The organism is Streptomyces sp. NPDC001903 (genome assembly GCF_042891345.1).
Classification (GTDB): Bacteria; Actinomycetota; Actinomycetes; order Streptomycetales; family Streptomycetaceae; genus Streptomyces.
This window is the reverse complement of the sequence record NZ_JBIASZ010000008.1, coordinates 245,850-268,677: the sequence shown is the minus strand read 5'-3', so window position 1 is coordinate 268,677 and position 22,828 is coordinate 245,850. Positions and strand designations below refer to the sequence as shown.

20 protein-coding genes are annotated in these 22,828 nt (G+C 72.3%); 9 read left to right on the top strand and 11 right to left on the bottom strand.

Features of this window, described 5'->3' with window-relative positions; translation table 11 throughout:
- Window positions 1–74: 74 nt before the first annotated feature.
- Window positions 75–674, top strand: a complete 600-nt coding sequence (gene idi, locus ACFYZS_RS20205; RefSeq protein WP_030159799.1) for an isopentenyl-diphosphate Delta-isomerase — start codon at window positions 75–77, stop codon at window positions 672–674.
- 16 nt (window positions 675–690) lie between these two features.
- Here idi and ACFYZS_RS20200 read toward each other — a convergent pair whose 3' ends face one another.
- Complete coding sequence (locus ACFYZS_RS20200) at window positions 691–1,197, bottom strand: ATP-binding protein (protein ID WP_389014324.1); 507 nt, start codon at window positions 1,195–1,197, stop codon at window positions 691–693.
- Window positions 1,198–1,638: 441 nt separating this feature from the next.
- Between ACFYZS_RS20200 and ACFYZS_RS20195 the strand changes: the two genes are divergently transcribed.
- Complete coding sequence (locus ACFYZS_RS20195; protein WP_389014086.1) at window positions 1,639–2,502, top strand: enoyl-CoA hydratase/isomerase family protein; 864 nt, start codon at window positions 1,639–1,641, stop codon at window positions 2,500–2,502.
- On the opposite strand, the gene ACFYZS_RS20190 is transcribed toward ACFYZS_RS20195, so the two are convergent.
- Both ACFYZS_RS20190 and ACFYZS_RS20185 read right to left on the bottom strand, forming a co-directional pair.
- Entirely contained in the window at window positions 2,480–3,115 is a 636-nt protein-coding gene (locus tag ACFYZS_RS20190) for a DJ-1/PfpI family protein (RefSeq protein WP_389014083.1), read from the bottom strand. The genes ACFYZS_RS20195 and ACFYZS_RS20190 overlap by 23 nt on opposite strands.
- A 40-nt stretch (window positions 3,116–3,155) precedes the next feature.
- Window positions 3,156–4,127 carry a GlxA family transcriptional regulator gene (locus ACFYZS_RS20185; RefSeq protein WP_389014081.1) on the bottom strand — a complete coding sequence of 324 codons (972 nt, stop codon included), beginning with the start codon at window positions 4,125–4,127 and terminating at the stop codon, window positions 3,156–3,158.
- A gap of 92 nt (window positions 4,128–4,219) precedes the next feature.
- Between ACFYZS_RS20185 and ACFYZS_RS20180 the strand changes: the two genes are divergently transcribed.
- Complete coding sequence (locus ACFYZS_RS20180) at window positions 4,220–5,857, top strand: ABC-F family ATP-binding cassette domain-containing protein (protein WP_389014078.1); 1,638 nt, start codon at window positions 4,220–4,222, stop codon at window positions 5,855–5,857.
- Between the two features lie 184 nt (window positions 5,858–6,041).
- Here the strand turns inward: ACFYZS_RS20180 and ACFYZS_RS20175 are convergent, their stop codons facing one another.
- The 5 genes from ACFYZS_RS20175 to ACFYZS_RS20155 all read right to left on the bottom strand — a co-directional run bounded on the left by ACFYZS_RS20175 (window position 6,042) and on the right by ACFYZS_RS20155 (window position 12,296).
- On the bottom strand, window positions 6,042–6,812 hold the full coding sequence (locus tag ACFYZS_RS20175; protein ID WP_389014075.1) for an SDR family NAD(P)-dependent oxidoreductase: 771 nt from the start codon (window positions 6,810–6,812) through the stop codon (window positions 6,042–6,044).
- A gap of 15 nt (window positions 6,813–6,827) precedes the next feature.
- On the bottom strand, window positions 6,828–8,057 hold the full coding sequence (locus ACFYZS_RS20170; RefSeq protein ID WP_389014072.1) for an MAB_1171c family putative transporter: 1,230 nt from the start codon (window positions 8,055–8,057) through the stop codon (window positions 6,828–6,830).
- The gene (locus tag ACFYZS_RS20165; protein WP_389014069.1) at window positions 8,044–8,547 is read right to left on the bottom strand and encodes a hypothetical protein; all 504 of its coding nucleotides are present in this window, start codon (window positions 8,545–8,547) and stop codon (window positions 8,044–8,046) included. Before ACFYZS_RS20165 ends, ACFYZS_RS20170 begins: the two co-directional genes overlap by 14 nt.
- A 257-nt stretch (window positions 8,548–8,804) precedes the next feature.
- Window positions 8,805–11,273, bottom strand: coding sequence for a Tex family protein (locus ACFYZS_RS20160; protein ID WP_389014066.1), 2,469 nt, complete (start codon window positions 11,271–11,273; stop codon window positions 8,805–8,807).
- A gap of 159 nt (window positions 11,274–11,432) precedes the next feature.
- Window positions 11,433–12,296 (bottom strand): hypothetical protein, encoded by an 864-nt coding sequence (locus ACFYZS_RS20155; protein ID WP_389014064.1) that lies wholly within the window; start codon window positions 12,294–12,296, stop codon window positions 11,433–11,435.
- A 95-nt stretch (window positions 12,297–12,391) separates the two neighbouring features.
- Here ACFYZS_RS20155 and ACFYZS_RS20150 point away from each other — a divergent pair, with 95 nt between their 5' ends.
- Both ACFYZS_RS20150 and ACFYZS_RS20145 read left to right on the top strand, forming a co-directional pair.
- Window positions 12,392–12,862 (top strand): hypothetical protein, encoded by a 471-nt coding sequence (locus ACFYZS_RS20150; RefSeq protein WP_389014061.1) that lies wholly within the window; start codon window positions 12,392–12,394, stop codon window positions 12,860–12,862.
- A gap of 308 nt (window positions 12,863–13,170) precedes the next feature.
- Window positions 13,171–14,676 (top strand): M1 family metallopeptidase, encoded by a 1,506-nt coding sequence (locus ACFYZS_RS20145; RefSeq protein WP_389014058.1) that lies wholly within the window; start codon window positions 13,171–13,173, stop codon window positions 14,674–14,676.
- Window positions 14,677–14,728: 52 nt separating this feature from the next.
- Here ACFYZS_RS20145 and ACFYZS_RS20140 read toward each other — a convergent pair whose 3' ends face one another.
- On the bottom strand, window positions 14,729–15,622 hold the full coding sequence (locus ACFYZS_RS20140) for an oxygenase MpaB family protein (protein ID WP_389014055.1): 894 nt from the start codon (window positions 15,620–15,622) through the stop codon (window positions 14,729–14,731).
- A 151-nt stretch (window positions 15,623–15,773) separates the two neighbouring features.
- Between ACFYZS_RS20140 and sph the strand changes: the two genes are divergently transcribed.
- From sph to ACFYZS_RS20125, 3 genes are all read left to right on the top strand, one after another.
- A complete protein-coding gene (sph, locus tag ACFYZS_RS20135; protein WP_389014052.1) occupies window positions 15,774–16,763 on the top strand; it encodes a sphingomyelin phosphodiesterase in 990 nt (329 codons plus the stop codon).
- Window positions 16,764–16,832: 69 nt separating this feature from the next.
- Window positions 16,833–17,471 carry an HAD family hydrolase gene (locus ACFYZS_RS20130; protein ID WP_389014322.1) on the top strand — a complete coding sequence of 213 codons (639 nt, stop codon included), beginning with the start codon at window positions 16,833–16,835 and terminating at the stop codon, window positions 17,469–17,471.
- 478 nt (window positions 17,472–17,949) lie between these two features.
- Window positions 17,950–18,303 (top strand): hypothetical protein, encoded by a 354-nt coding sequence (locus ACFYZS_RS20125; RefSeq protein ID WP_389014050.1) that lies wholly within the window; start codon window positions 17,950–17,952, stop codon window positions 18,301–18,303.
- A gap of 14 nt (window positions 18,304–18,317) precedes the next feature.
- Here the strand turns inward: ACFYZS_RS20125 and ACFYZS_RS20120 are convergent, their stop codons facing one another.
- Window positions 18,318–19,970, bottom strand: coding sequence for a bifunctional aspartate transaminase/aspartate 4-decarboxylase (locus tag ACFYZS_RS20120; RefSeq protein WP_389014047.1), 1,653 nt, complete (start codon window positions 19,968–19,970; stop codon window positions 18,318–18,320).
- 55 nt (window positions 19,971–20,025) lie between these two features.
- The gene (locus ACFYZS_RS20115) at window positions 20,026–21,912 is read right to left on the bottom strand and encodes an AMP-dependent synthetase/ligase (protein ID WP_389014045.1); all 1,887 of its coding nucleotides are present in this window, start codon (window positions 21,910–21,912) and stop codon (window positions 20,026–20,028) included.
- Between the two features lie 85 nt (window positions 21,913–21,997).
- On the opposite strand from ACFYZS_RS20115, the gene ACFYZS_RS20110 reads away from it, so the two are divergent.
- Window positions 21,998–22,735 carry a MerR family transcriptional regulator gene (locus ACFYZS_RS20110; protein ID WP_389014043.1) on the top strand — a complete coding sequence of 246 codons (738 nt, stop codon included), beginning with the start codon at window positions 21,998–22,000 and terminating at the stop codon, window positions 22,733–22,735.
- Window positions 22,736–22,828 lie beyond the last annotated feature (93 nt).

Genomic DNA, 22,828 nt, shown 5'->3' with positions numbered 1-22,828 from the left:
GCGGATGGCCGAAGTGGGGACAAGCCTCTTTTGTACGGCAGACTGAAGGCCGAAGTCCGAAGCGAAGGATGGGTATGCCGACCACACCAGCCACCGCCGCGAACACCGCGTCCCCCGGCACCGGCACTCAGGAACCGATCATGCTCGAACTGGTCGATGAGTCCGGCAACACCATCGGCACGGCGGAGAAGCTCTCCGCCCATCAGGCGCCCGGTCTGCTGCACCGGGCCTTCTCCGTGTTCCTCTTCGACGAGCAGGGCCGCCTGCTGCTCCAGCAGCGCGCCCTCGGGAAGTACCACTCCCCCGGCGTCTGGTCGAACACCTGCTGCGGTCACCCCTACCCCGGGGAGTCGCCGTTCGCGGCGGCGGCCCGGCGCACCCACGAGGAGCTGGGCCTGTCGCCCTCGCTGCTCGCGGAGGCGGGAACCGTGCGCTACAACCACCCGGACCCCGCGTCGGGCCTGGTGGAGCAGGAGTACAACCACCTTTTCGTGGGACTCGCGCAGTCGCGGCTGCGGCCGGATCCGGAGGAGGTCGGGGACACCGCGTTCGTGACCGCCGAGGAGCTGGCCAAGCGCCACGCCGAGGTGCCGTTCTCCGCCTGGTTCATGACCGTGCTCGACGCGGCCCGGCCCGCGATCCGCGAACTGACCGGGGATGCCGCGGGCTGGTAGCCGCCCGTACGTCGTTTCAGACCGCGGGGGACCGCGGGGCCGGTGCGGCGAGCGGCAGGGCCGCCCAGATGACCTTGCCGCCCGTCGAGGTGTGCTCGACGTCGCAGACCCCGCCGGACTCGCGCGTGACCTCGCGCACCAGCAGCAGGCCCCGGCCGCCGGTCTGGCCGAAATCCGCCTCCAGCGCCTTGGGGCGGTACGGGTGGTTGTCCTCGACCGCCACCCGTACCCACTCCCGGCCGATGGCGACCTCGACCGCGACCTCCGGCGAGAGCAGGGCCGCGTGCCGGACCGAGTTCGTCACCAGTTCGGAGACGATCAGCAGCAGCGAGTACACGAGGTCCCGGTCGGCCGGCACGCCCTGGCGGCCCAGCAGGTCGCGGACGGCCCGGCGGGCCTGCGGAACGGATTCTTCTACAGCGGGCACGGTGAACCGCCACACGCCTTCGTACGCGAGGGGGTCGGCCGGGGCGGCCGCCGGCTCCCCCTCCTTGGCTGGCGGGACGCTCCCGCTGACATCCATCTTCCGGCCCCCGTCTTCACGCTCGATCGTCTCCACGCGTCAAGAGTGGGGAGCGGACTGGTCCGGACCGGACCCCTGACCAGAAGTCAGCGTCAATCGGGCGCTTTCTGACCGTTGGCGTATGACAGCGTCAGTTGTGCGACCGTTCCTGATCTTCTGTGGGACCTTTCTCGGCCGCGATGTCCGGGCCCGGTCGCGGCGGCCGCGCCCGCCGGGACCTCGTCTTCCCTGACCAAGCCCGGAATGCGCCGGGTCCGCGCGCCCGGAGGAGCGGGCTCGGCCCGTCGAACAACAGGGCGGGCGAGCAGAACGTTCCGATCACGCGGAGGAGGAACGGCGCGGCGAACGCCGTCGCGCCCGTGGTCGCGCCGCCTCCCCCGGCGCCGCCCGGACCGAGTCCCCTTGATCACAGGGCCGACCGGCCGGGATAGCATCCGGCGCATGGACGCAGCCCAGGAAGCAGCCCAGGACGCAGCGCCGGGAGAGGTGCAGGAAGCGGGGCAGGAGGCAGCCCTCCGGCACACGGTCGCCGACGGGGTCGCCACGGTCGTCATCTCGCATCCCGCCAAGCGCAACGCCATGACGGCGGCGATGTGGCGGGCGCTCCCGGAGGTTCTGGAGGGGCTCGCGGCCGACCCGGCCGTACGGGTGCTCGTCCTGACCGGGGCCGGGCCGACCTTCTGCGCGGGGGCCGACATCTCCTCGCTGACCGGCGACGAGGACCCGCAGGCGCTGGCCGTGGCGGCGGAGGAGGCCCTGGCCGCCTTCCCGAAGCCGACGCTCGCGGCGATCCGCGGATTCTGCGTGGGCGGCGGCAGCCAGCTGGCCGCCGCCTGCGATCTGCGCTTCGCGCAGGAGGGGGCCTCCTTCGGGGTGACCCCGGCGAAGCTGGGCATCGTCTACCCCGCGTCCTCGACCCGCCGGCTGGCCGCGCTGGTCGGCCCTGCCGTGGCCAAGTACCTGCTCTTCTCGGCGGAGTTGATCGACGCCGAGCACGCCCTGCGGGCCGGCTTCCTGAACGAGCTGCTGCCGGCCGGTCAACTGGACAAGCGCGTCGCGGACTTCGCCCGCATCCTGACCACCCGCTCGCAGCTGACGCAGGCGGCGGCCAAGGAGTTCGCGGACGGGCGCACGGACCGGGACGGTTACTGGGCGGAGCAGGCGGCCGGGAGCGGCGACACCGCGGAGGGCGTCGCCGCGTTCCTGGAGCGCCGTACGCCGTCCTTCGGCTGGACCGCCGCGGCGACCGCCTCGGCGACGACAGCGAGGACTGCCGGGCGGACTACCGGCCGCCCAGCGGATTGACCGCGCGCAGCCGCGCCACGATCTCGGCCGGGGCCTTGTCCGGCGAGCCGGCGTCGTAGGGCGGCTGGGGGTCGTACTCGGTCATGAGCTGGACGGTCTGGGCGTACTCGTCGCCGGCGATGCGGCCGAGGAGGCCGAGGCCCATGTCGATGCCGGAGGACACCCCGGCGGCGGTGACGTACTTGCCGTCGTACACGACGCGCTCGCCGGTGGCCTCGGCTCCGAAGGCGGGCAGCCGGTCCAGGTAGAGCCAGTGGCTCGTCGCCCGCCGCCCCTTGAGCAGACCGGCGGCGGCCAGCAGGAGCGATCCGGTGCAGACCGAGGTGGTCCAGGTGGTGGTCGCGTCGACGGAGCGCAGCCAGTCCAGGACGGCGGGCTTCTCCATCTCCAGCTCGGGGTGGGGCCCGCCGGGCACGATGACGATGTCGGGCCGGGTCACCTCGTCGAGCCCCTTGTCGGCGACGAGCGCGAGCGCCCCGCTGTCGGTCCGCACCGGCCCGGGCCGCTCCGAGACGAACACGACCTCGGCGCCGGAGAGCCGCCCGAGGGTGTCGAAGGGCCCGATGGCGTCGAGCGCGGTGAACCGGTCGTAGAGCAGGACTGCGATCTGCATGTTTCCTCCTGAGTGGGTGGTCTGACCGCCGAGCGGCGGTCTACGCGGGGTCGGGGCCGAAGCGGCGCCGGTATTCGGCCGGGGGCTGGCCCAGGGTCTTCACGAAGGCGCGGCGGAGGGCCTCCGGGGTGCCGTAGCCGCAGGCGCGGGAGATCTGGGCCACCCCGTCCCCCGTGTCCTCCAGGAGCCGCCGCGCGTGCTCCACGCGCACGCGCTCCACATAGCGGCCGGGCGTCACCCCCGTCTCCCGCTGGAAGGCTCGGGCGAAGTGGCGCGGGGAGAGCCTGGCCCGCGCCGCCAGCACCTCCACGCTCAGGTCCGCGCCCGGATGCTCCGTGATCCACTGCTGCACCTCCCGCAGCGGTTCCCGCTGCGCGGTCTGCGCCGCCAGCTGCGCGCTGAACTGCGACTGGTTCCCGGGCCTGCGCAGGAAGACCACCAGGTGCCGGGCGATGGCGAGCGCCACCTCCCTCCCGTGGTCCTCCTCCACCAGCGCCAGCGCGAGGTCGATCCCCGCCGTGACCCCGGCCGAGGTGGCCACCGGGCCGTCCCGTACGTAGATCGGGTCCGGTTCGACGGTCACCTCGGGGTAGTCCCGGGCCATCTGCTCGCACACGTACCAGTGCGTCGTCGCCCGCCGCCCGTCCAGCAGCCCGGCCTCGGCCAGCAGCAGCCCGCCCGTGCAGACGGACACCAGCCGCTGCGCGCCACCCCCGTAGGCGCGCAGCCACTCGGTCAGCCGGGGCTCGAAGTCCCCCCGGTACTGCCCGCCCGGCACCAGCAGGGTGGTGCCCGCGCCCGGCCGCTCGCCCTCCAGGTCCCCGTCCGGCACCAGCGTGAGCCCGCTGCTCGTCCGTACGGGCGCCCCGCCCGGGGAGACGGTACGGATCGCGTACCCGGCCCCCGCCCGCCCCGGGAAGCGGCCGACCGCGGCAAAGACCTCCACGGGCCCGGTCACGTCCAGGCTCTGCAGGCCGTCGTAGAGGACGACGAGCACGTTTCGCACCGACATGACCCCATGGTGTGACGCGGCGCCGATGGCCGCAATGACGCTCATCCCACCTTTACGGCCATGGCCCGCGGCGCGGATAGGATCGACGGACCATGACTGCAACCCTCGTCGCCAAGAACCTCACCGCCGCGCACGGTGAGCGCACGCTCTTCGCCGATCTCGACCTCGTCGTCGCCCCCGGCGACGTCATCGGCCTCGTCGGTGTCAACGGCGCCGGGAAGTCCACCCTGCTGCGCCTGCTCGCCGGCCTGGACACGCCCGAGACCGGTGAACTGCGGCTCTCCCCGCCCACCGCCGCCGTCGGTCACCTCCCCCAGGAGCCGGAGCGGCGCCCCGAGGAGTCCGTACGGGACTTCCTGGCCCGGCGTACGGGCGTCGCCGCCGCCCAGGCGGCGCTGGACGCGGCGACCCAGGGCCTGGTCGACGGGACCCCGGGCGCGGACGACGCGTACGCGACGACCCTGGACCAGTGGCTGAACCTCGGCGGCGCCGACCTCGACGAGCGGGCCCAGGAGGTCGCCGACGAGCTCGGGCTGGCCGTGAGCCTGGACCTGCCGATGACCGCGCTCTCCGGCGGCCAGGCCGCCCGCGCGGGTCTGGCCTCGCTGCTGCTCTCCCGCTACGACGTCTTCCTGCTCGACGAGCCGACCAACGACCTGGACCTGGAGGGTCTGGAGCGCCTGGAGCGGTTCGTGAAGGGCCTGCGCGCGGGCACGGTCGTCATCAGCCACGACCGCGAGTTCCTGACCCGGACCGTCACCAAGGTCCTCGAACTCGACCTCGCGCAGCAGCAGATCAACCTCTACGGCGGCGGCTACGACGCCTATCTGGAGGAGCGCGAGCGGGCCCGTACGCACGCCCGCGAGGAGTTCGACGAGTACGCGGGCAAGAAGGCGGCCCTGGAGGGCCGCGCCCAGATGCAGCGCAACTGGATGGACAAGGGCGTCCGCAACGCCCGCCGCAAGGCGAGCGACAACGACAAGATCGGCAAGAACCTGCGCGGCGAGTCCAGCGAGAAGCAGGCCGCCAAGGCCCGCCAGACGCAGCGCGCCATCGAGCGGCTGGACGTCGTCGACGAGCCCCGCAAGGAGTGGGAGCTGCGGATGGAGATCGCCGCGGCGCCGCGCTCCGGCTCGGTCGTCGCCACCTTGAACGAGGCCGCGGTGCGGCGCGGGGACTTCGCCTTCGGCCCGGCCAGCCTCCAGATCGACTGGGCGGACCGGGTGGCGATCACCGGCGCCAACGGCGCGGGCAAGTCCACGCTCCTCGCCGTCCTCCTCGGCCGGCTGGTGCCCGACTCCGGTGCGGCCACGCTCGGTTCGGGCGTGCTGGTCGGCGAGGTGGACCAGGCGCGCGGGCTCTTCCTCGGGGACGAGCCGCTGCTGGAGGCCTTCTGCGCGGCGGTCCCGGACACCGAGCCGGCCGAAGTACGGACCCTGCTGGCCAAGTTCGGCCTGAAGGCGGCGCACGTCCTGCGCCCGGCGGCCACGCTCTCCCCCGGCGAGCGAACCCGGGCCGCCCTGGCGCTGCTCCAGGGCCGCGGGGTGAACCTGCTGGTGCTGGACGAGCCCACGAACCACCTGGACCTTCCGGCGATCGAACAGCTGGAGTCGGCCCTGGACGCGTACGAGGGCACTCTGCTCCTGGTCACCCACGACCGCCGGATGCTGGACGCGGTGCACGTGACCCGCCGCCTGGAGGTCGCGGACGGCAAGGTCACCGAGCTCTAGGGGGTGTCGTCAAAGTCCCTTCTGGCCGGCGGGGTCTGGCACGCGCGCTCGCCGCGTTGTCGTCGGTCGACGACGCGAGCGTCGCCTCTCTCCTCCGCCTTGCGATCGCACGCACCAGACCCCGCCGGCCCCGCCCTCACGGGCGGACGAAGCTACTTTGACGACACCCCCTAGGGGCGAGCCGTTACCGCTGCGGCTCGCGCCGCTTGCGCGCCAGCCGGGCGGCCACGAAGCCGCGCGGCAGGTGCCGGACGGCGAGCGCGTACGCCTGGTAGCGCAGGCCGGTGATGCTCACCGGCCTGCGCAGGGCCAGGTCCCGCAGGGCCTTGGCCACCACGGCATCGGGCTCCAGCCACACGGCCTCGCGCAGGGAGCTGACGTCCATCCCGGCGCGCGCCTGGAACTCGGTGCGGGTGAACCCCGGGACCACCGCCAGCACCCGGACCCCGTACGGCTCCATGTCCACCCTCAGCGACTCGCTGAACGCGGTGACCCAGGCCTTGGCGGCCCCGTACGTCCCGGTCGGCAGCAGCCCGGCCACCGAGGAGACGTTCAGCACCGCGCCCCGGCGGCGCTCGCGCAGCCCGGGCAGCATGGCGTGGGTGAGCCGCAGCGGGACCCTCACCAGCAGGTCGAGCAGCCGCTCCTCGTCCTCGACCGGGCTGTACGGGAACGGCGCGGGCAGCCCGAAGCCCGCGTTGTTGACGAGGATGTCCACGGGCCGCTCGCGGTCGGCCAGCCGCTCGCCGACGGCCGCGCAGTCCGCCGGGTCCAGCAGATCGGCGGGCAGCACCTCGCTGGCCGTGCCGAACTCCCGGCCGAGTTCCCGGGCCACGGCTTCGAGGCGGTCCTTGTCGCGGGCGACCAGGACGAGTTCGCAGCCCTTGGCCGCGAAGCCGCGGGCGAAGGCGGCGCCGAGTCCGGCACTGGCCCCGGTGATCAGAACGGTGGTCAAGAGAGGGTCACTTCCTTACGGGGTGTGCGGGCCCTGCGGGCTCGGGCGCTGCGGGCTCGGGCGCTGCGGGGTGAAGTCCGAGGTCGACGCCGCTCCGTAGGCCTGCGCCACGTCGACCAGGAACCGGGCCTCGTCGTCGAGGTCGCCGCCCTCGGCGGAGGTCTGCATCGCGGCGGGCAGTTCCCACGCCGCGTCCTCCCCCGGCTGCCCGGGCCGGCCGGCGAGCTTCGCCTGCCGCGCCTCCTTCAGTACGCAGGCCAGCGCGGCCGCGGTGCGCCGCTGCTCGGGGATCCCGTGCCCCGTGACGTGGCTGCGGGCCAGCTCCGGAACGCCCGGGGCGACGTACTCGCCGAGGATCAGGATCGCGTCGCGGGTCTCGATCACCTTGCGGTACACCAGCAGGTTGCGCGGGACGGGCGGCCACAGCAGCTCCACGACCCGGCCGGCCCGCGGCTTGGTGAGGGCGACGTGCGGGACCGCCTGGACCAGGTCGTGCCAGAGCGGCCACAGCCGCCAGGCGGTGGCGATGTCGGCGCAGGTGCGGCGCAGTGTGAACAGGGTGGGCACGAGGATCGCGGCGGCCCGCAGCAGCCCGTGCAGGTTCATCATCAGCGGCAGGGCGGGCACCGCCCAGGTGCTGCCGAACAGGGCCTTGAGCAGGTACACGAACCAGAACACGCCGGCGAGCCCGGTGCCCAGGCCGAACAGCCGCAGCCCGGCGGCCAGTCCCCGGCTCTCGGTGCGGCGGCTGTAGCGCCAGCAGAGCGAGACGCAGGTGGTGTTGGCGAGGAGGTGCGCGGAGATCAGCAGCAGCCAGTACGCGAGGGAGGGCGCAGGGTCGCCGTGCGGGGGGATGGTGTGGACGGTGTGCGCGGGGGCGGCCGTGTCCAGCACCACCAGGGTCGTCAGCCAGACCACCGTCCCCACCCAGGAGGCGAGTTGGAGGGCCCGGCCGCGGGTGGCGGCGGCGACGAAGTAGAGCACGGTGCCCGCGGACAGCACGCCGATCAGGTTGCGCACGAGGCCGACGGTGTGCGCGTAGTCCGGGTCGCGCATCGCGTACGCGACGATGTCCGGGAGGTTCAGCGTCATCGCGGCGGCGGCGGTCGCGACGGCGAGCCACAGGCCGCGCTGCTGCGGGGAGCGCAGGGCTGCCGGGGCGCGCAGCAGGACGGCCGCCCAGAGGCAGACGACGCTGGGCACGGCGAGCGAGTCGCCGAAGGCGGTGAGGTCAGCGGCGTCCATGGCTCCCCCGCCCGTAGCCCATGGCGGATTCCAGCCAGGCGAGGGTGGAGCGGGGCCCGGCGGCCGACTGCGGGCAGGGGCTCGTGGTGCGGATGCGGATCATGCTGGCCAGCATTTCCGCCTCCTGCTCCTGGCTGGTGGTGTAGTTGGTGCGCCCGAGGACGACCGGGACCTGCCCGTCGTTGTCCTCGGCCTCCAGGGAGTTGTGGCCGAACAGGATGTGCCCGAGCTCGTGGAGCACGATGTGCTCGCGGTGCAGTGCGGTGGTCTGTGCCTCGTAGAAGACGAAGTCGACGCTGTCGGTGCCCACCCACAGCCCGCACACCCCTGATTCGGCCGCCTCCTTGGGGAGGGGGTGCAGGTGGATGGGGCGGCCCCGCTGCTCGGCGATCCGGTTGCACAGCCCTTCGATGGAGAAGGGATGTGTCAGCTCCAGATGGCTGAGAATCTTCTCGCACCGTTTACGGAGGCTGGGTTGCGAGTGGGGCATGTGATCCCTCTTCGGACCCTTTCGCGGGCAGCGTCGATAGGCGTGCGTGGGCGTGGGCATGGCGTCCTGTGCCTTCAAGGCGGCCTCTGGGAGTGGGGTCCTGAGGAGAGAAACGGAAGCCCGTTCGCCATTCGGCGAACGGGCGTTCCACCATGCCTACAGATCATGTACGGCAGTTCGCAAGGTGTGTCTCCAGGTGGGGTGGCTATTCGGCCATCCTGGAAACCGGGCGTGCGACGCCGCGGGAGGCACCCTGCTCAGCGCTTGCGGCGCTCCTCGGGGCCGCCGGTGAGGCCCGCCCGGCGCAGGGCGTCGGCCATCGCGCTGTTGGCCGGGGCCGGGGAGCCGCTGCCGCCCTGGCGCTGTCCCTGCTGACGCTGTCCTTGCCGGCCCTGGCCGCCGCCCTGACCCCGGCCCTGGCCGCCGCCCTGTCCCTGGCCCTGCCCCTGGCCGCCCTGGCCGCCGCCGCGCTGCTGCGGGGGACGGCCGCCGCGCCGCTCCTGACGGTCCTCGCGCTGTCGGGGAGCGCCGCCCGCCGGGCGGTCGGCCTCGTCCTCCAGCCGGAGCGTCAGCGAGATCCGCTTGCGCGGGATGTCCACGTCCAGGACCTTCACGCGGACGATGTCGCCCGGCTTGACCACGTCCCGCGGGTCCTTGACGAAGTTCTTCGACAGGGCCGAGACGTGGGCCAGCCCGTCCTGGTGGACGCCGATGTCGATGAAGGCGCCGAACGCGGCCACGTTCGTGACCACGCCCTCCAGGATCATCCCGGGGGCCAGGTCGCCGATCTTCTCGACGCCCTCCTTGAAGGTGGCCGTCTTGAAGGCCGGCCGCGGGTCGCGGCCCGGCTTCTCCAGCTCGCGCAGGATGTCCGTCACCGTCGGCAGGCCGAAGGCCTCGGTGACGAACTGCTCCGGCCGCAGCGAGCGCAGCACGCCGGTGTTGCCGATCAGCGCCGCCACGTCGCTGCCGGCCGTCTTGGCCATGCCCCGGACCAGCGGGTAGGACTCGGGGTGCACGCTGGAGAGGTCCAGCGGGTCGTCCCCGCCGCGGATCCGCAGGAAGCCCGCGCACTGCTCGTACGCCTTCGGGCCGAGCCTGGCCACGTCCTTGAGCGCCTTGCGGCTGCGGAAGGGGCCGTTGGCGTCGCGGTGGGACACGATGTTCTCGGCGAGCCCGCCGCTGATGCCCGACACCCGCGAGAGCAGGGGCGCGGAGGCGGTGTTGACGTCCACGCCGACGCCGTTCACACAGTCCTCGACCACCGCGTCGAGCGAGCGCGAGAGCTTCACCTCGGACAGGTCGTGCTGGTACTGGCCGACGCCGATCGACTTGGGGTCGATCTTGACGAGCTCGGCGAGCGGGTCCTGGAGGCGGCGGGCGATGGAGACCGCGCCGCGCAGCGACACGTCCATGTCCGGGAGTTCCTGCGAGGCGAACGCGGAGGCGGAGTACACGGAGGCACCCGCCTCGGACACCATCACCTTGGTGAGCTTCAGCTCGGGGTGGCGGGTGATCAGGTCGCCGGCGAGCTTGTCGGTCTCGCGCGAGGCCGTGCCGTTGCCGATGGCGATCAGCTCGACCGCGTGCTCCTTGGCGAGGCGGGCCAGCTTGGCGAGGGACTCGTCCCACTTGTTGGCGGGCACGTGCGGGTAGATCACCTCGGTCGCCACGACCTTGCCGGTGGCGTCGACGACGGCGACCTTCACCCCGGTGCGGAAGCCCGGGTCGAGGCCGAGCGTGGCGCGGGTGCCGGCGGGCGCCGCGAGCAGCAGGTCGCGCAGGTTGGACGCGAAGACCCGTACGGCCTCGTCCTCGGCCGCCTGGCGCAGCCGCATCCGCAGGTCGATGCCGAGGTGCACCTGGATCTTCGTGCGCCAGGCCCAGCGGACGGTGTCGGCCAGCCACTTGTCGCCGGGACGGCCGCGGTCGTTGATGCCGAAGCGGCGGGCGACCATGCCCTCGTACGTGGACGGGCCGGGGGCGGCCGCGTCCTCGGGGGCCTCGGGCTCCAGGGTGAGGTCGAGGACGTCCTCCTTCTCGCCGCGCAGCATGGCGAGGACACGGTGCGAGGGCAGCGCGGTGAAGGGCTCGGCGAATTCGAAGTAGTCGGCGAACTTGGCGCCCGCCTCCTCCTTGCCCTCGCGGACCTTCGCGGCGAGCCGGCCCCGGCCCCACATGCGCTCGCGCAGCTCGCCGATCAGGTCGGCGTCCTCGCCGAAGCGCTCGGTGAGGATGGCGCGGGCGCCCTCCAGGGCCGCGGCCGGGTCGGCGACGCCCTTGCCGGCGTCGACGAACGCGGCTGCGGCGGCGGCCGGTTCCACCGACGGGTCGGCGAGCAGGCCGTCGGCGAGCGGCTCCAGGCCGGCCTCGCGGGCGATCTGCGCCTTGGTGCGCCGCTTGGGCTTGAACGGGAGGTAGATGTCCTCCAGCCGGGCCTTGGTGTCGGCCGCGTTGATCCGGGCCTCCAACTCGGCGTCGAGCTTGCCCTGCTCCCGTACGGAGTCCAGGATCGCCGCGCGCCGGTCCTCCAGCTCGCGCAGATACCTCAGCCGCTCCTCGAGGGTGCGCAGCTGGGCGTCGTCGAGCATCTCGGTCGCTTCCTTGCGGTAGCGCGCGATGAACGGCACGGTGGAGCCGCCGTCGAGCAGCTCGACGGCGGCCTTGACCTGCCGCTCCCGTACGCCGAGCTCCTCGGCGATCCTGCCTTCGATGGACATCGTCACGATCGGGTCCCGCCTGCCTTCGTTTGCACTGGAAGGCTGCCAATTGTGGCAGGTGGCGGTGACGGGGGCCGGGAGACCCGCGCCCGGAGCCGGGCCCGGACCCCGCCCGGACCCCGCCAGGACCCCGCCCGGACCCGCGCCGGACCCGCGCCGGACCCGTCAGGCCTTGCCGAAGGCGTCCGCGGGGAAGGCGCCCGCGGTGACGGCCTTGAGGACGAGTCCGCCGCCGAGCTCGGCGAGGCGGGCCAGGCCTTCGGCGCCGAGGTGCTCGTACGGGGCCGCGTCGAGGCGGTCGGTGTCGGCCTCCAGGCGCTCGCGTACGGCGGCGCCCTCCTCGGTGAGCTCGCCCGCCGCGTCGAGGATCCCGCGCTCGCGCAGCCGGTCGGCGGCGGCGTCGAGGTCGGACTGCTCCCAGCCGCGGATGGCCTTGATCCACTTGGGGGTCATGCCGCGGCCGGTGGCGGTGTGGCTGACGAGCGCCTCCAGCGGGTCCAGCCCGGCGAGCAGCAGGGCGGCGAGGTGGCCGTCGCCGCGGTGCTCGCGCAGCAGGGTGGTGGCGTACCAGAGGCGCAGGTGCGCCTCCTCGGGTACGGGCAGGTCGGCGTGGGCGGCGTAGAGGGGACGGGCGTGCCGGGTGCAGCCCTCGGTGGCGCGCAGGGCGAGGTCGGCGGCCTCCGCGAGCTCGGGGGACTCGATCGCCTCCGCGCCGAGCAGTCGGCGCAGGGTGCCGTCGGCGGCGCGCAGCCGGGCGTCGAGGGCCTGTTCGGGGGTGATCGTGTCCCAGACGGCGGGCAGGTGCCGGGCGACGAAGTCGTGGCGGTAGTTGTAGAAGGTGGCGGTCACCGTGCCGGGTCCGACGGCGCCCATGGCGGCGGAGCGGGAGGCGAGGTTCACGGCGGGCCGCTCGGTGACCCCGAGGGCGGCGAACTCCTTGCCCAGGTCGGGAGAGAAGTAGATGGTCGCGTGCAGCGGGTTGATCGCAGCATGCCAACAGTGACGGGCGGCGCGCGGAGGAATCGTCATGCCGGTCAGATTACCGACCGCTCAGTATGTCGGGTAGACCGAGTCCCGGCCGCCATGCATATGATCGAGCCGACATTCAACGGGGAGGCGTGAACATGTCAGAGGATGGCGGCCAGGTGGCGGACCTTCAGGTCGGCATGCGGTTGAACCACGTGCCGGTCGAGCCGAGCGGCCCGACAGCTCCGACGGGACCGGCCGCGCCGGGCAACCCGAAGGGCCCGATGGGCCCGTTCGTTCCGGGCGGCTCCGGGGACTTCGCTTCGACCCCGGCCCAGAAGAAGGCCGCGGCGAACACCATCGAGACCGAGCTGGAGCCCAACACCAAGAAGGCCGCGGAACACGCGGACGCCGACACCGGCACCGCGCAGAAGGGCTTCGACGGCTGGGAGACCGCCGCCGGCCTGAAGAAGGTGGCGGACACCTGGGACCAGCAGGTGAAGACCCTGATGGGCCGTCTGGCGGCGGAGAAGACCAGCCTGCGCGGCGCGTCGGGCCTCTTCTCCAGCAACGACACCGGCATCGGCACCCAGTTCCTCGCCACGCAGTCCAAGCTGAACGGCATCTAGGCCACACGGCCCAGGCTGCGGCCCAAGCCGCACGGCCCTGGCCACACGGCATGGACCGGCCGGCCGCGTCCGGCCGGCCTCCGGTTTCCGGCCTTCTTCCGCGGTGCACCACGCGGAGGAAGGCCGTCGGCGTATCGGAACGCGGCTCTTCGGGGCGGTGACCGCGGGGTACGGACCCCGGCCTGTGACGGCCGAATGGCGATCGTGTGACACCGGGGGCCATGGACATGACGTAGGGGGACGGGCGTGAATACGGTCGGACGACACGCCGTTGAACAGAACTGCCTCCCTACCCCTTGGAGCTCTTCGTGCACCGCAAAGTCATCGCCCCGAGCGTCCTCGCCGCCTCCCTCCTGCTGGTGATCCCGGCGTCGGCGGCGAGTTCCGTCCAAGGGGCCCCGGGTATCGGCGATCCCTACTACCCGGCCAGCGGCAACAGCGGGTACGAGGTTTCCCACTACGACCTGCGCCTGCAGTACCAGCCGAAGACGGACCTGCTGGAGGGCACCGCCACCCTCCTGACCACCGCCAAGCAGGACCTCTCCCGCTTCAACCTGGACTTCGGCCTGAAGGTCAGCGAGATCCGGGTCAACGGCGCCAAGGCGAAGTTCGCCACGTCCGGGGACCACGAGCTGGAGGTGACCCCCGCCCAGCCGCTGAAGAAGGACACGCCGGCGTCGGTCGTCGTCAAGTACGCGGGAAAGCCCTCGGAGTTCAAGATCGACGGCTGGTCGGCCTGGCAGCGCACCCCGGACGGCGGCGTCGCCGCGCAGGAGCCGGACTCGGCCGTCTGGTGGTTCCCGAGCAACGACCACCCGCTCGACAAGGCCACCTTCGACATCTCGGTCAACGTCCCCGACGGCACGCAGGCCATCAGCAACGGCGTGCTCCAGTCGCAGAGTTCCCGACTCGGCTGGACCCGCTACAACTGGCGCTCGAACAAGCCGCAGGCCACGTACCTGGCCACCCTCGCCATCGGCAAGTTCGACGTCACCACCGGCACGACGGCGGACGGGCTGCCGATCCTCAACGCGTACAGCAAGGACCTCGGCGACAACGCGGGCGCGGCGCGCGCGAGCGTGGAGCGGACCGGCGAGGTCGCCGAGTGGCTGGAGGGGGTCTTCGGGCCGTACCCCTTCAACGCCCTGGGCGGGTACGTGCCGAACGTGCCCTCCAGCTTCGCGCTCGAGACGCAGACCCGGCCGTTCTACAGCCCGAAGCAGTTCGCGAACGGCGCCAACGTCTCGGTGGTCGTGCACGAGCTGGCCCACCAGTGGTACGGGGACAGCGTCTCCGTCGACGGCTGGAAGGACATCTGGATCAACGAGGGCTTCGCCCGCTACAGCCAGTGGCTGTGGTCGGAGAAGGAGGGCGAGGGCACCGCCCAGGAGCTCGCCGACTGGGCGTACGGGCTGCGCCCGGCCGAGGACCCGTTCTGGCAGGTCAAGCCGGGCGACCCGGGCCCGGACAACCAGTTCCACGGAGCCGTGTACGACCGCGGTGCGATCGCCCTGCAGGCGCTGCGCAACGAGGTCGGCGACGAGAAGTTCTTCAAGATCCTCAAGGGCTGGCCGACCGAGCGGGCCTACGGGAACGCCAAGGTCGGGGACTTCGTCCGGTACGCGGAGAAGGTCTCGAACAAGCCGCTGGCTCAGCTCTTCGAGACCTGGCTCTACACCCCGGGCAAGCCGGCGTTCGCCCCGCCGGCCGCCGCGGCCCCGGCCGCCCGGTCCCTCAAGGCCCCCGCCGCGAAGCCGGTGGAGCCGAAGTCCTGGAAGAAGATCGCCGAGACGAACACGATCCACGAGCACTGATCCGCGTACGTACCGGTCTGCGTACGCACGGACACCCGCGCGCCGGCGCCCCTCAGGGGGTGCCGGCGCGCCACCGGGCCCGGGCCGCGCGCGCGATGGGCAGGTAGCGCAAGCGCTCCGGCAGCAGCGGTACGAGTAGCCGCACGGCCGTGCTGAGCCGCCGGAGCCTGCGCTCCTGGGCCGGGCTCCACTCCAGCCCGATCGCGGCGCGGGCCTCGGGCGGCATGTACCCCACGGTGACGAACGCCCGGAAGCGCAGGAACGCCGCCCGCAGCACCGGCCAGGTGAGCCGCAGCAGCAGCCGCACCGGCAGGGAGCCGCCCTCGGGCCTCGGCAGCGGCGCATCGGTGGCGACCAGCTCGCGGGCGACCTTGGTCGGCTCGATCTCCTCGGCCAGCATCCGGCGGTAGTAGACCCAGTACTCCTCGATGCTCTGCGGCATGTCCCGGTCGCGTATGCCGAGGATCCGGCCCACCTGGAGCCACTCCCGGTACAGCTGCCGCTCCTGCGCGGGGGTGAAGCGGCGCAGCAGGTACCGCCCGGCGTAGAGGTAGATCGGGAAGCCGGTGGCGTGCACCCAGGAGTAGCAGGCCGGGTCGAGGGAGTGGTAGGGCCGTCCCCGGGTGTCGATGCCCTGGATCTCCTTGTGCAGGCGGCGTACCCGCCGGCCCTCCTCGGCGGCCTGCTCCCCGCCGTACACCCACAGCTGGACGGAGCGCAGCGAGCGCTCGCCGCGCCCCCAGGGGTCCGTGCGGAAGACGGAGTGCTCGTCGACCCCGGCGCCGATCGCGGGGTGGGCCACCTGCATGGTGAAGGCGGCGGGGAGCATCAGCAGGGCGCGGATGTCGCCGGAGATGGTCCAGAGCACCCCGCCGGGGGCCGGCGGCTCGGGGTCGGGGCGGCGCGCGGCCTTCGGCCCGGATGCGGGGAGCTCTGTTTCTCTCATGGTTCCAGTATGCGAGTGCTGAAGGTTCGGGTCGCGAATGCCAGACGTCCGCTCCCGGACAGAAAGTCTTGTCACGGGTGTTACCCAGAGGTAACCGCGGCTGCTTGGATGACGGAGTCGATCTCCCCCCTGCAGGAATGATGGAGACCTCATGCTGCACACCAAGCTCCGCCGCAACCGTGCCGCCGCCACGGCCGTTGCGGCGATCGCCGTCGGCGCACTGGCCGCCACCAGTGCGCCGGCCGCCTCGGCCGCGGAGAGCGCCGCTGCCCCCCGGCTCAGCGTCCTCACGTACAACACGTTCCTGATGAGCAAGAACCTCTACCCCAACTGGGGTCAGGACCACCGGGCTTCGGAGATCCCCAAGGCGTCCTTCTTCCAGGGCCACGACGTGGTCGTGCTCCAGGAGGCCTTCGACAACGGCGCCTCGGACGCGCTGAAGTCCAACGCCTCGGCGCAGTACCCGTACCAGACCCCGATCGTCGGCCGCAGCAAGAGCGGCTGGGACGCCACGGGCGGCGCGTACTCCTCGACCACCCCCGAGGACGGCGGGGTCACGATCCTCAGCAAGTGGCCGATCGTCCGCAAGGAGCAGGTCGTCTACAAGGACGCCTGCGGGGCCGACTGGTGGTCCAACAAGGGCTTCGCCTACGTCGTGCTGAACGTGAACGGCACCAAGGTCCACGTGGTCGGCACCCACGCCCAGTCCACCGACCCGGGCTGCGGCTCCGGCGAGGCGGCCGACATGCGCGCCCGCCAGTTCAAGGCGATAGACGCCTTCCTGGACGGCAAGAACATCCCGGCGAGCGAGCAGGTCATCGTCGCCGGCGACATGAACGTCGACTCCCGCTCCCCCGAGTTCGCGTCCATGCTCGCCAACGCCGACCTGGCGAACTCCGACTCGCGCACGGGCCACCCGTACTCGTTCGACACCGCGCAGAACTCCATCGCGAACTACCGCTACCCGACGGACCCGCGCGAGGACCTGGACTACGTCCTGTACCGCAAGGGCAACGCGCGCCCGGCGGGCTGGGAGAACAACGTGGTCAAGGAGGAGTCGGCGCCCTGGACCGTCTCCAGCTGGGGCACCTCGTACACGTACACCAACCTCAGCGACCACTACCCGCTGATCGGCCGCTAGGCCACACTCCCCCAGGTGCCGCCGGACGACGGCACCCGGGGCCCGGCGGCCCGTAGGCTGGGCCGGGTGATGCGTACCGTGGTCCTGGACGTGGGCGAGACCCTGACCCGCGACGACCGCTACTGGGCGTCCTGGGCCGACTGGCTCGGCGTGCCGCGACACACCCTGTCCGCGCTCGTCGGAGCGGTCGTCGTGGACGGCAGGGACAACGCGGACGCGCTGCGCCTCCTGCGGCCGGGCCTGGACGTGGGCGCGGAGTACGCCGCTCGCGAGGCCGCCGGCCGCGGTGAGCGGCTCGACGACACCGACCTGTACGAGGACGTCCGGCCCGCGCTCGCGGCGCTCCGGGCGGCCGGGGTCCGGGTGGTCGTCGCGGGGAACCAGACGGTGCGCGCGGGGGCTCTGCTGCGCGCCCTGGACCTGCCCGCGGATCTGGTCGCGACCTCGGGCGAGTGGCGTGCGGCGAAGCCCTCGCCCGAGTTCTTCGCCCGGGTGCTGCAGGTCAGCGGCGCGCCCGCGGAGGAGACCCTGTACGTCGGCGACCACCCGGCGAACGACATCCTGCCGGCGCGCGCCGCCGGACTGCGGACCGCGCACCTGCGCCGCGGGCCGTGGGGGTTCTGGTGGGCCGACGACCCGGCCGTCCGGGCGGCCGCCGACTGGTCGATCGACTCCTTGCACGAGCTCGTCGACATCGTCAAGGAGTAGCCGCGGCAGCCCTGTTCGGCACCCGGCACGGTGCACCCCGGGCCGGGCGGGCGGACCTGACCGACGGCCTGCACGAGAACGAACACCGGCATGAACGCCGTGCGGGCAGGCCCGCAACTCACTGCACATGATGGGCAATTCCCGCGTGGGAGCGCCGGCTCCCTCCGCCCCTTCCCTCAGGCCGATGGCGGGTTGCCGAGAGGGTCTTGCAGAGGGAACATGGGGAGAGGAGCGAAGCCGACGGCCGCGCCTCGGAGGCCGGTATCGTCACGGCACGGCGCTGGACGGTGCTCACGAGCTGCCAGGTGCCTCGGCGCCCACCGCAACCGCCCCCGCCCCCGCCCGGCACATCTTCCTCACATTCCGTGCCCCGCCCTCTTCCGGAGTCACGTTTCGGGCCACGAAGGCAAATTCGAACTGCGGTTCGCCATGCCGAGTCCGTGATTCTGGTACCGCTACACGTCAGTTGGAGGATCCCATGTCGTTTCCCCTCGGCAAGCTCACCGAGCTCAGCGTGGTGAAGTCCCAGGACTCGGACGGGGAGGACCGGATCGTCATGAGCCGAGTGGGGGGCGTCCAATTCCTGCCCGACCAGGGCACGGTCACCGTGCAGCAAGGCGAAGTGTGGAACCTGGACGACATGGAGATCTTCCTGCCGTTCGCCGAGGCCGACGGCGACGTCGAGGTCGCCCTGCACGCGGTGAAGAACGGCACTTCTTTCTCTCTGGGGACGGTGTTCCTCCGGGCCGATGAAGCCAATCACGGAGAACTGCAGAAGCAGTTCGAAGGCGCAGGGGCCCTCTACAAGCTGAAGTACAAAGTCCTCCCTTGATCCGAGGGAGGGCCCTAGTCGGCCTGCGAGCGCCGCCACTGCGCCGCGTACTCCTCGAAGATCTCCCGCAGGTGGTGGCCGACCTTGAGGTAGTCGAGGTCGTCGAGGTTGGCCAGGGAGACCCGGACGGACCACTGGGGTCCCTCGAAACCGCCGCCGTTCAGCAGCACCACCGAGGTCTGCTCCGCGAGGCGCAGCAGCGGGTCGACGGGCTCGTAGTTCTTCTCCAGGAACTCCGCGAACCCCTTGCCGTGGACGCGTTCCGCCTCGGCCAGCAGGTCGAGTTCGACGTAGTACCCGGCCCGCCGGTCGTCTTCGGCGATCTTCATGCCGGCGCCCTCCAGCAGCAGGCCGAGCCGCCGCTGGACGATCCCGCGGATGCGCTCCTTGTACGCCTGGCCCTCCTCCAGCAGGTCGAACAGCGAGAAGAGCACCATCAGCGCCTGCTGCGGCGGGGAGAGCCCCGCCGTGTGGTTGAGCGCCACGGAGCGGGAGTCCGCGACCATCCGGTCGATGAAGCGGATCCGCTCCGGCTCCAGGCTGAGCGAGCCGTACCGCCGGGCGAGCCGTTCCTTCTCCTCCCGCGGGAGCTCCGCGATCATCTCGTCGACGAGGTTGTCCTCGTGCAGGCCGATGACGCCGAGCCGCCAGCCGGTGGCCCCGTAGTGCTTGGAGTACGAGTACACCAGCACGGTGTTGCGCGGCAGTTCGGCGGCGAGCGAGCGGAAGCCGGGCACGAACGTGCCGTACACGTCGTCGGTGACGATCAGCAGGCGCGGGTTGGCGGTGGCCACGATCTCCTTGATCTGGCGCGCCACCCGGTCGCTCAGCGCGAGCGAGGGCGGGTTGCTCGGATTGACCAGGCAGACCAGTCTGACCTCCGGATCGGCCAGCTTGGCGACCTCCTCCGGCGGATAGCGCCACTGGCGCACGCCCGTCTCCGCGAACAGGCTCGCCCGGACGTTCACCACCTCGAACTCGAAGGTGTCGAGCCCGGGGATCTCGATGTACGGGGTGAACACCGGGGTCATCAGGGCGATCTTGTCGCCCTTGCGGAGGATCCCGTTCTGGACGAGGGAGTCGAAGACGTAGCACATCGCGGCCGTGCCGCCCTCGGTGGCGAACAGCGACAGGCGGTCCACGGCCGGCCGCTCGCCGAAGATCTCGAAGTCGAGGTAGCCGCGGACGATCTGCTCGGCGTGCACCAGCATCCGGTCCGGCACCGGGTAGTTGTCGCCGGTCACGGCGTCGGCCAGCTCGTGGACGAGGGCGTCCTTGTCGAACCCCCACCGCGACAGGGCGTACGCGACGCACGCGGAGAGCAGCTCGGTGCCGGGCAGCGCCTGGTGGCGGCGGATCCACGAGTCGAACCGCTCCCCGATCCCGCGGCGCTCCGGCATCCCGCCGAGGTGGTCCGCGGTCCACACGCGCCGGGACTCGTCGAGGGCGAAGTAGCCGAGGGCGTGGAAGGCCTCGCGGGGGCCGGTGGCGATCCAGTTGGGGTTGCCGCGGCCCGCGTTCAGCATGGCGCGGGCGGCGGTCCCCTTCTGGCCCGGCTCGTCGGCCTGGGCCGCCTGGGCGAGCTGGATGAACCTGTCCTTCAGCTCGAACGGGCTGAGCCGTGCGAGGGACTGGATCTCCTCGCGGCTGAAACGGGTCTCCGGCATCTTCCCAGCCTCGTCCGGCGGGCGTCCGCGCGCCCGCCGGACGGGGCCGTTCGGGCTACTGCTCCCCGGCCCGGTGCGGGTCCTCGTGCGGGCCCTCGTACGGGTCGGCGTGCGGGTCCTCGTACGGGTCGGCGTACAGCGCGTCGATGAGGGCGCCGTACTTCTCCCGGACGACCCGGCGGCGCAGCTTCAGCGACGGGGTGAGCTCGCCGGAGGCGGGGCCCCACTCCTCGGTCAGCAGCCGGTACCGCTTGATCTGCTCGGTCCGGTTGAGCCGGGCGTTGGCCGCCGCGACGGCGGCGGCGATCTCCTCCCGTACGGCCGGGTGCTCCGCGAGCCCGGCGAGCGGGCCGGCCTCGATGCCGCGGGCCGCCGCCCACGCCGGGGCCACCTCGCCGTCCAGCACCAGCAGGGCGACGAGGTAGGAACGGCCGTCGCCGTGCACCAGGGCCTGGCCGATCAGCGGGTGCTCCTTGACGGTGTTCTCCACCAGGGCCGGCGAGACGTTCTTGCCGTTCGAGGTGATGATCAGTTCCTTCTTGCGGTCGGTCAGCCAGAGGAACCCGTCCTCGTCGAGCCGGCCGACGTCCCCGGTCGGGAACCAGCCGTCGGCGTCGTGCGCGCTCTCCACCGATCCGTCGGGCCGCAGGTAGCCGGCGAAGACGGTCGCGCCGCGCGTGAGGATCTCCCCGTCCTCGGCGAGCCGCAGTTCCAGCCCCTCGATCGGCCGCCCCACCGAGCCCAGCCGGAAGCCGTCCGGGCTGTTGATCGTGCACACGCCCGAGGTCTCGGTGAGCCCCCACGCGTCCATGATGGTGATCCCCCAGCCCGCCCAGAACCGGACGACGTCGATGGGCATCGGCGCGGTGGCGCTGGCCGTCCACACCAGCCGGTCCAGCCCGGCCAGGCCCAGCAGCGGGTCCAGCACCTGCTCCTTCGCCCGGCCGTACGAGGCTTCGAGCGCGGCCGGGATCCGCTCGCCGCGCTCCCGGTGCCCGGCCCGCGCGCGGGCGAGGTCGTTCGCGGCCTCGATGGACTCCCGCTGCGCGGCCGGAAGCTGGGCGAGCACCGCCCGTACGGAGGCGGCGAGCTTCTCCCAGACCCGGGGCACGCCGAAGAACTGCACCGGGTGCAGCTCGCGCACGGCGGCCCCCACGGCGGCCGGGTCGGCGACGAGCCGGACGTGCGCGGCCCGCAGCAGCGGCAGGTAGATGCCGAGGATCCGCTCGGCGATGTGCGCGAACGGCAGGTAGCAGATGTGTTCGGCGTGCTCGGGCAGGTCCGTGCGCCCGTCGATGCGGACGGCCTGGAGCATGATGTTGCGGTGCGTCAGCCGCACGCCCTTGGGGTCGCCGGTGGTGCCGGAGGTGTAGACGACGGTCAGCGGGTCCTCGGGGCGGGTCTCCCGCCAGGCCTTCTCGAAGTCCTCGGGGCGGTGCGTACGGGCGCCGCTCGCGTGCAGCGATCCGTACGTGCGGTGCGGACCCGCCTCGCCGGCCTCGGCCACGACCAGCCGCTCCAGAGGCACCTGCGCGTCGGCGAGCAGCGGCTCCCACCGGGCCAGCTCGCCGGCGCCTTCGAGGACGGCGACCCGGGCCCGGCTGTGCCGGGCGATGTGGGCGATCTGCTCGGGCGCGGAGGTCCCGTACACGGTGACGGGGACGGCGCCGAGGTGGACGAGGGCGAGGTCGGTCAGCCAGTGCTCGGGACGGTTGCCCATCATGATCAGGACGTGTTCGCCGCGTTCTATGCCGAGGGCGGCGTATCCGGAGGCGAGGACGGCGACCTTGCGGCGGACCTCGGTCCAGTCGAGGGTCGTCCAGCCATCGCCCTCGCGCCAGGAGAGGGCGGGGAGAGCGCCGTGCTCGGCGGCGTTGCGCGCCAGCAGGGCGGGGATCGTGAGCTCTTCGGGTCGTCCGGGCAGTCGCAGTTTCATGGTCATGGGCAGCTCCTGGCCGTTTCACATCGTTGGTGCGACAGCAATACTGTTGAACCCAAGCTGTGGAGCAGAGAGCGAGGCGCAGACGATGGCCGACCAGGCACCCGAGCCGATGCTCACCGTCGACGAGCTGGCGGCCAGGGCGGGCGTCACCGTGCGCACCGTTCGTTTCTACAGCACGCGCGGGCTTTTGCCCCCTCCCGTGATCGGCCCTCGTCGGGTGGGGCACTACGGGCCGGAGCACCTGTCCCGGCTGGCGCTGATCGAGGAACTCCAGCACCAGGGCATGACGTTGTCGGCCATCGAGCGCTATCTGGACGCGCTGCCGGACGATCTGAGCGCGCACGATCTGGCGATCCACCGGGCGATGGTGTCCAGTTGGGCTCCCGACGCGCCGCAGGAGGTCTCGCGGGAGGAGCTGGAGAAGCGGGCCGGGCGGAGCCTGTCGGACGCCGACGTGCGGCGGCTGACGGCGATGAACGTACTGGCGCCGGCCGCCGGAGGGTTCCGGGTGGACGTGGGGCTGCTGCGGCTGGGGGTCGCGCTGCTGGACGTGCCGATCGCGCACGAGACGATCCTGGCGGCGCGCAAGGTGCTGCTGGAGCACGCGCGGACGGCCGCGCACGAGCTGACGGCGCTGTTCCGGGACGAGGTGTGGGGGCCGTTCACGCGGGGCGAGAGCGATCCGGAGCGGGTGGAGTCGATGAAGGCGCTGTCCGCGCACATGCAGCCGATGGTGGTGCAGGCGCTGGTGACAGCGTTCCAGCGGTCGCTGAAGGAGGAGCTGCGGGCGGCGTTCGTCTCGGACGAGCAGCCCCGCGCGTAGTGCACCCCGGACGGGGACCGGGCCCCGCCGAGCGGGTCCGGTCCGTTGTGGGTACGGTGAAAGAGAAGCTCCGTACCGGGCCGGTCCACCCGT

Excerpts from the sequence above, each read along its gene's own strand:
- idi (WP_030159799.1), top strand. The coding sequence starts at position 75 with ATGCCGACCACACCAGCCACCGCCGCGAACACCGCGTCCCCCGGCACC.
- ACFYZS_RS20200 (WP_389014324.1), bottom strand. The coding sequence starts at position 1,197 with ATGGATGTCAGCGGGAGCGTCCCGCCAGCCAAGGAGGGGGAGCCGGCG.
- ACFYZS_RS20195 (WP_389014086.1), top strand. The coding sequence starts at position 1,639 with ATGGACGCAGCCCAGGAAGCAGCCCAGGACGCAGCGCCGGGAGAGGTG.
- ACFYZS_RS20190 (WP_389014083.1), bottom strand. The coding sequence starts at position 3,115 with ATGCAGATCGCAGTCCTGCTCTACGACCGGTTCACCGCGCTCGACGCC.
- ACFYZS_RS20185 (WP_389014081.1), bottom strand. The coding sequence starts at position 4,127 with ATGTCGGTGCGAAACGTGCTCGTCGTCCTCTACGACGGCCTGCAGAGC.
- ACFYZS_RS20180 (WP_389014078.1), top strand. The coding sequence starts at position 4,220 with ATGACTGCAACCCTCGTCGCCAAGAACCTCACCGCCGCGCACGGTGAG.
- ACFYZS_RS20170 (WP_389014072.1), bottom strand. The coding sequence starts at position 8,057 with ATGGACGCCGCTGACCTCACCGCCTTCGGCGACTCGCTCGCCGTGCCC.
- ACFYZS_RS20165 (WP_389014069.1), bottom strand. The coding sequence starts at position 8,547 with ATGCCCCACTCGCAACCCAGCCTCCGTAAACGGTGCGAGAAGATTCTC.
- ACFYZS_RS20155 (WP_389014064.1), bottom strand. The coding sequence starts at position 12,296 with ATGACGATTCCTCCGCGCGCCGCCCGTCACTGTTGGCATGCTGCGATC.
- ACFYZS_RS20150 (WP_389014061.1), top strand. The coding sequence starts at position 12,392 with ATGTCAGAGGATGGCGGCCAGGTGGCGGACCTTCAGGTCGGCATGCGG.
- ACFYZS_RS20140 (WP_389014055.1), bottom strand. The coding sequence starts at position 15,622 with ATGAGAGAAACAGAGCTCCCCGCATCCGGGCCGAAGGCCGCGCGCCGC.
- sph (WP_389014052.1), top strand. The coding sequence starts at position 15,774 with ATGCTGCACACCAAGCTCCGCCGCAACCGTGCCGCCGCCACGGCCGTT.
- ACFYZS_RS20130 (WP_389014322.1), top strand. The coding sequence starts at position 16,833 with ATGCGTACCGTGGTCCTGGACGTGGGCGAGACCCTGACCCGCGACGAC.
- ACFYZS_RS20125 (WP_389014050.1), top strand. The coding sequence starts at position 17,950 with ATGTCGTTTCCCCTCGGCAAGCTCACCGAGCTCAGCGTGGTGAAGTCC.
- ACFYZS_RS20120 (WP_389014047.1), bottom strand. The coding sequence starts at position 19,970 with ATGCCGGAGACCCGTTTCAGCCGCGAGGAGATCCAGTCCCTCGCACGG.
- ACFYZS_RS20115 (WP_389014045.1), bottom strand. The coding sequence starts at position 21,912 with ATGACCATGAAACTGCGACTGCCCGGACGACCCGAAGAGCTCACGATC.
- ACFYZS_RS20110 (WP_389014043.1), top strand. The coding sequence starts at position 21,998 with ATGGCCGACCAGGCACCCGAGCCGATGCTCACCGTCGACGAGCTGGCG.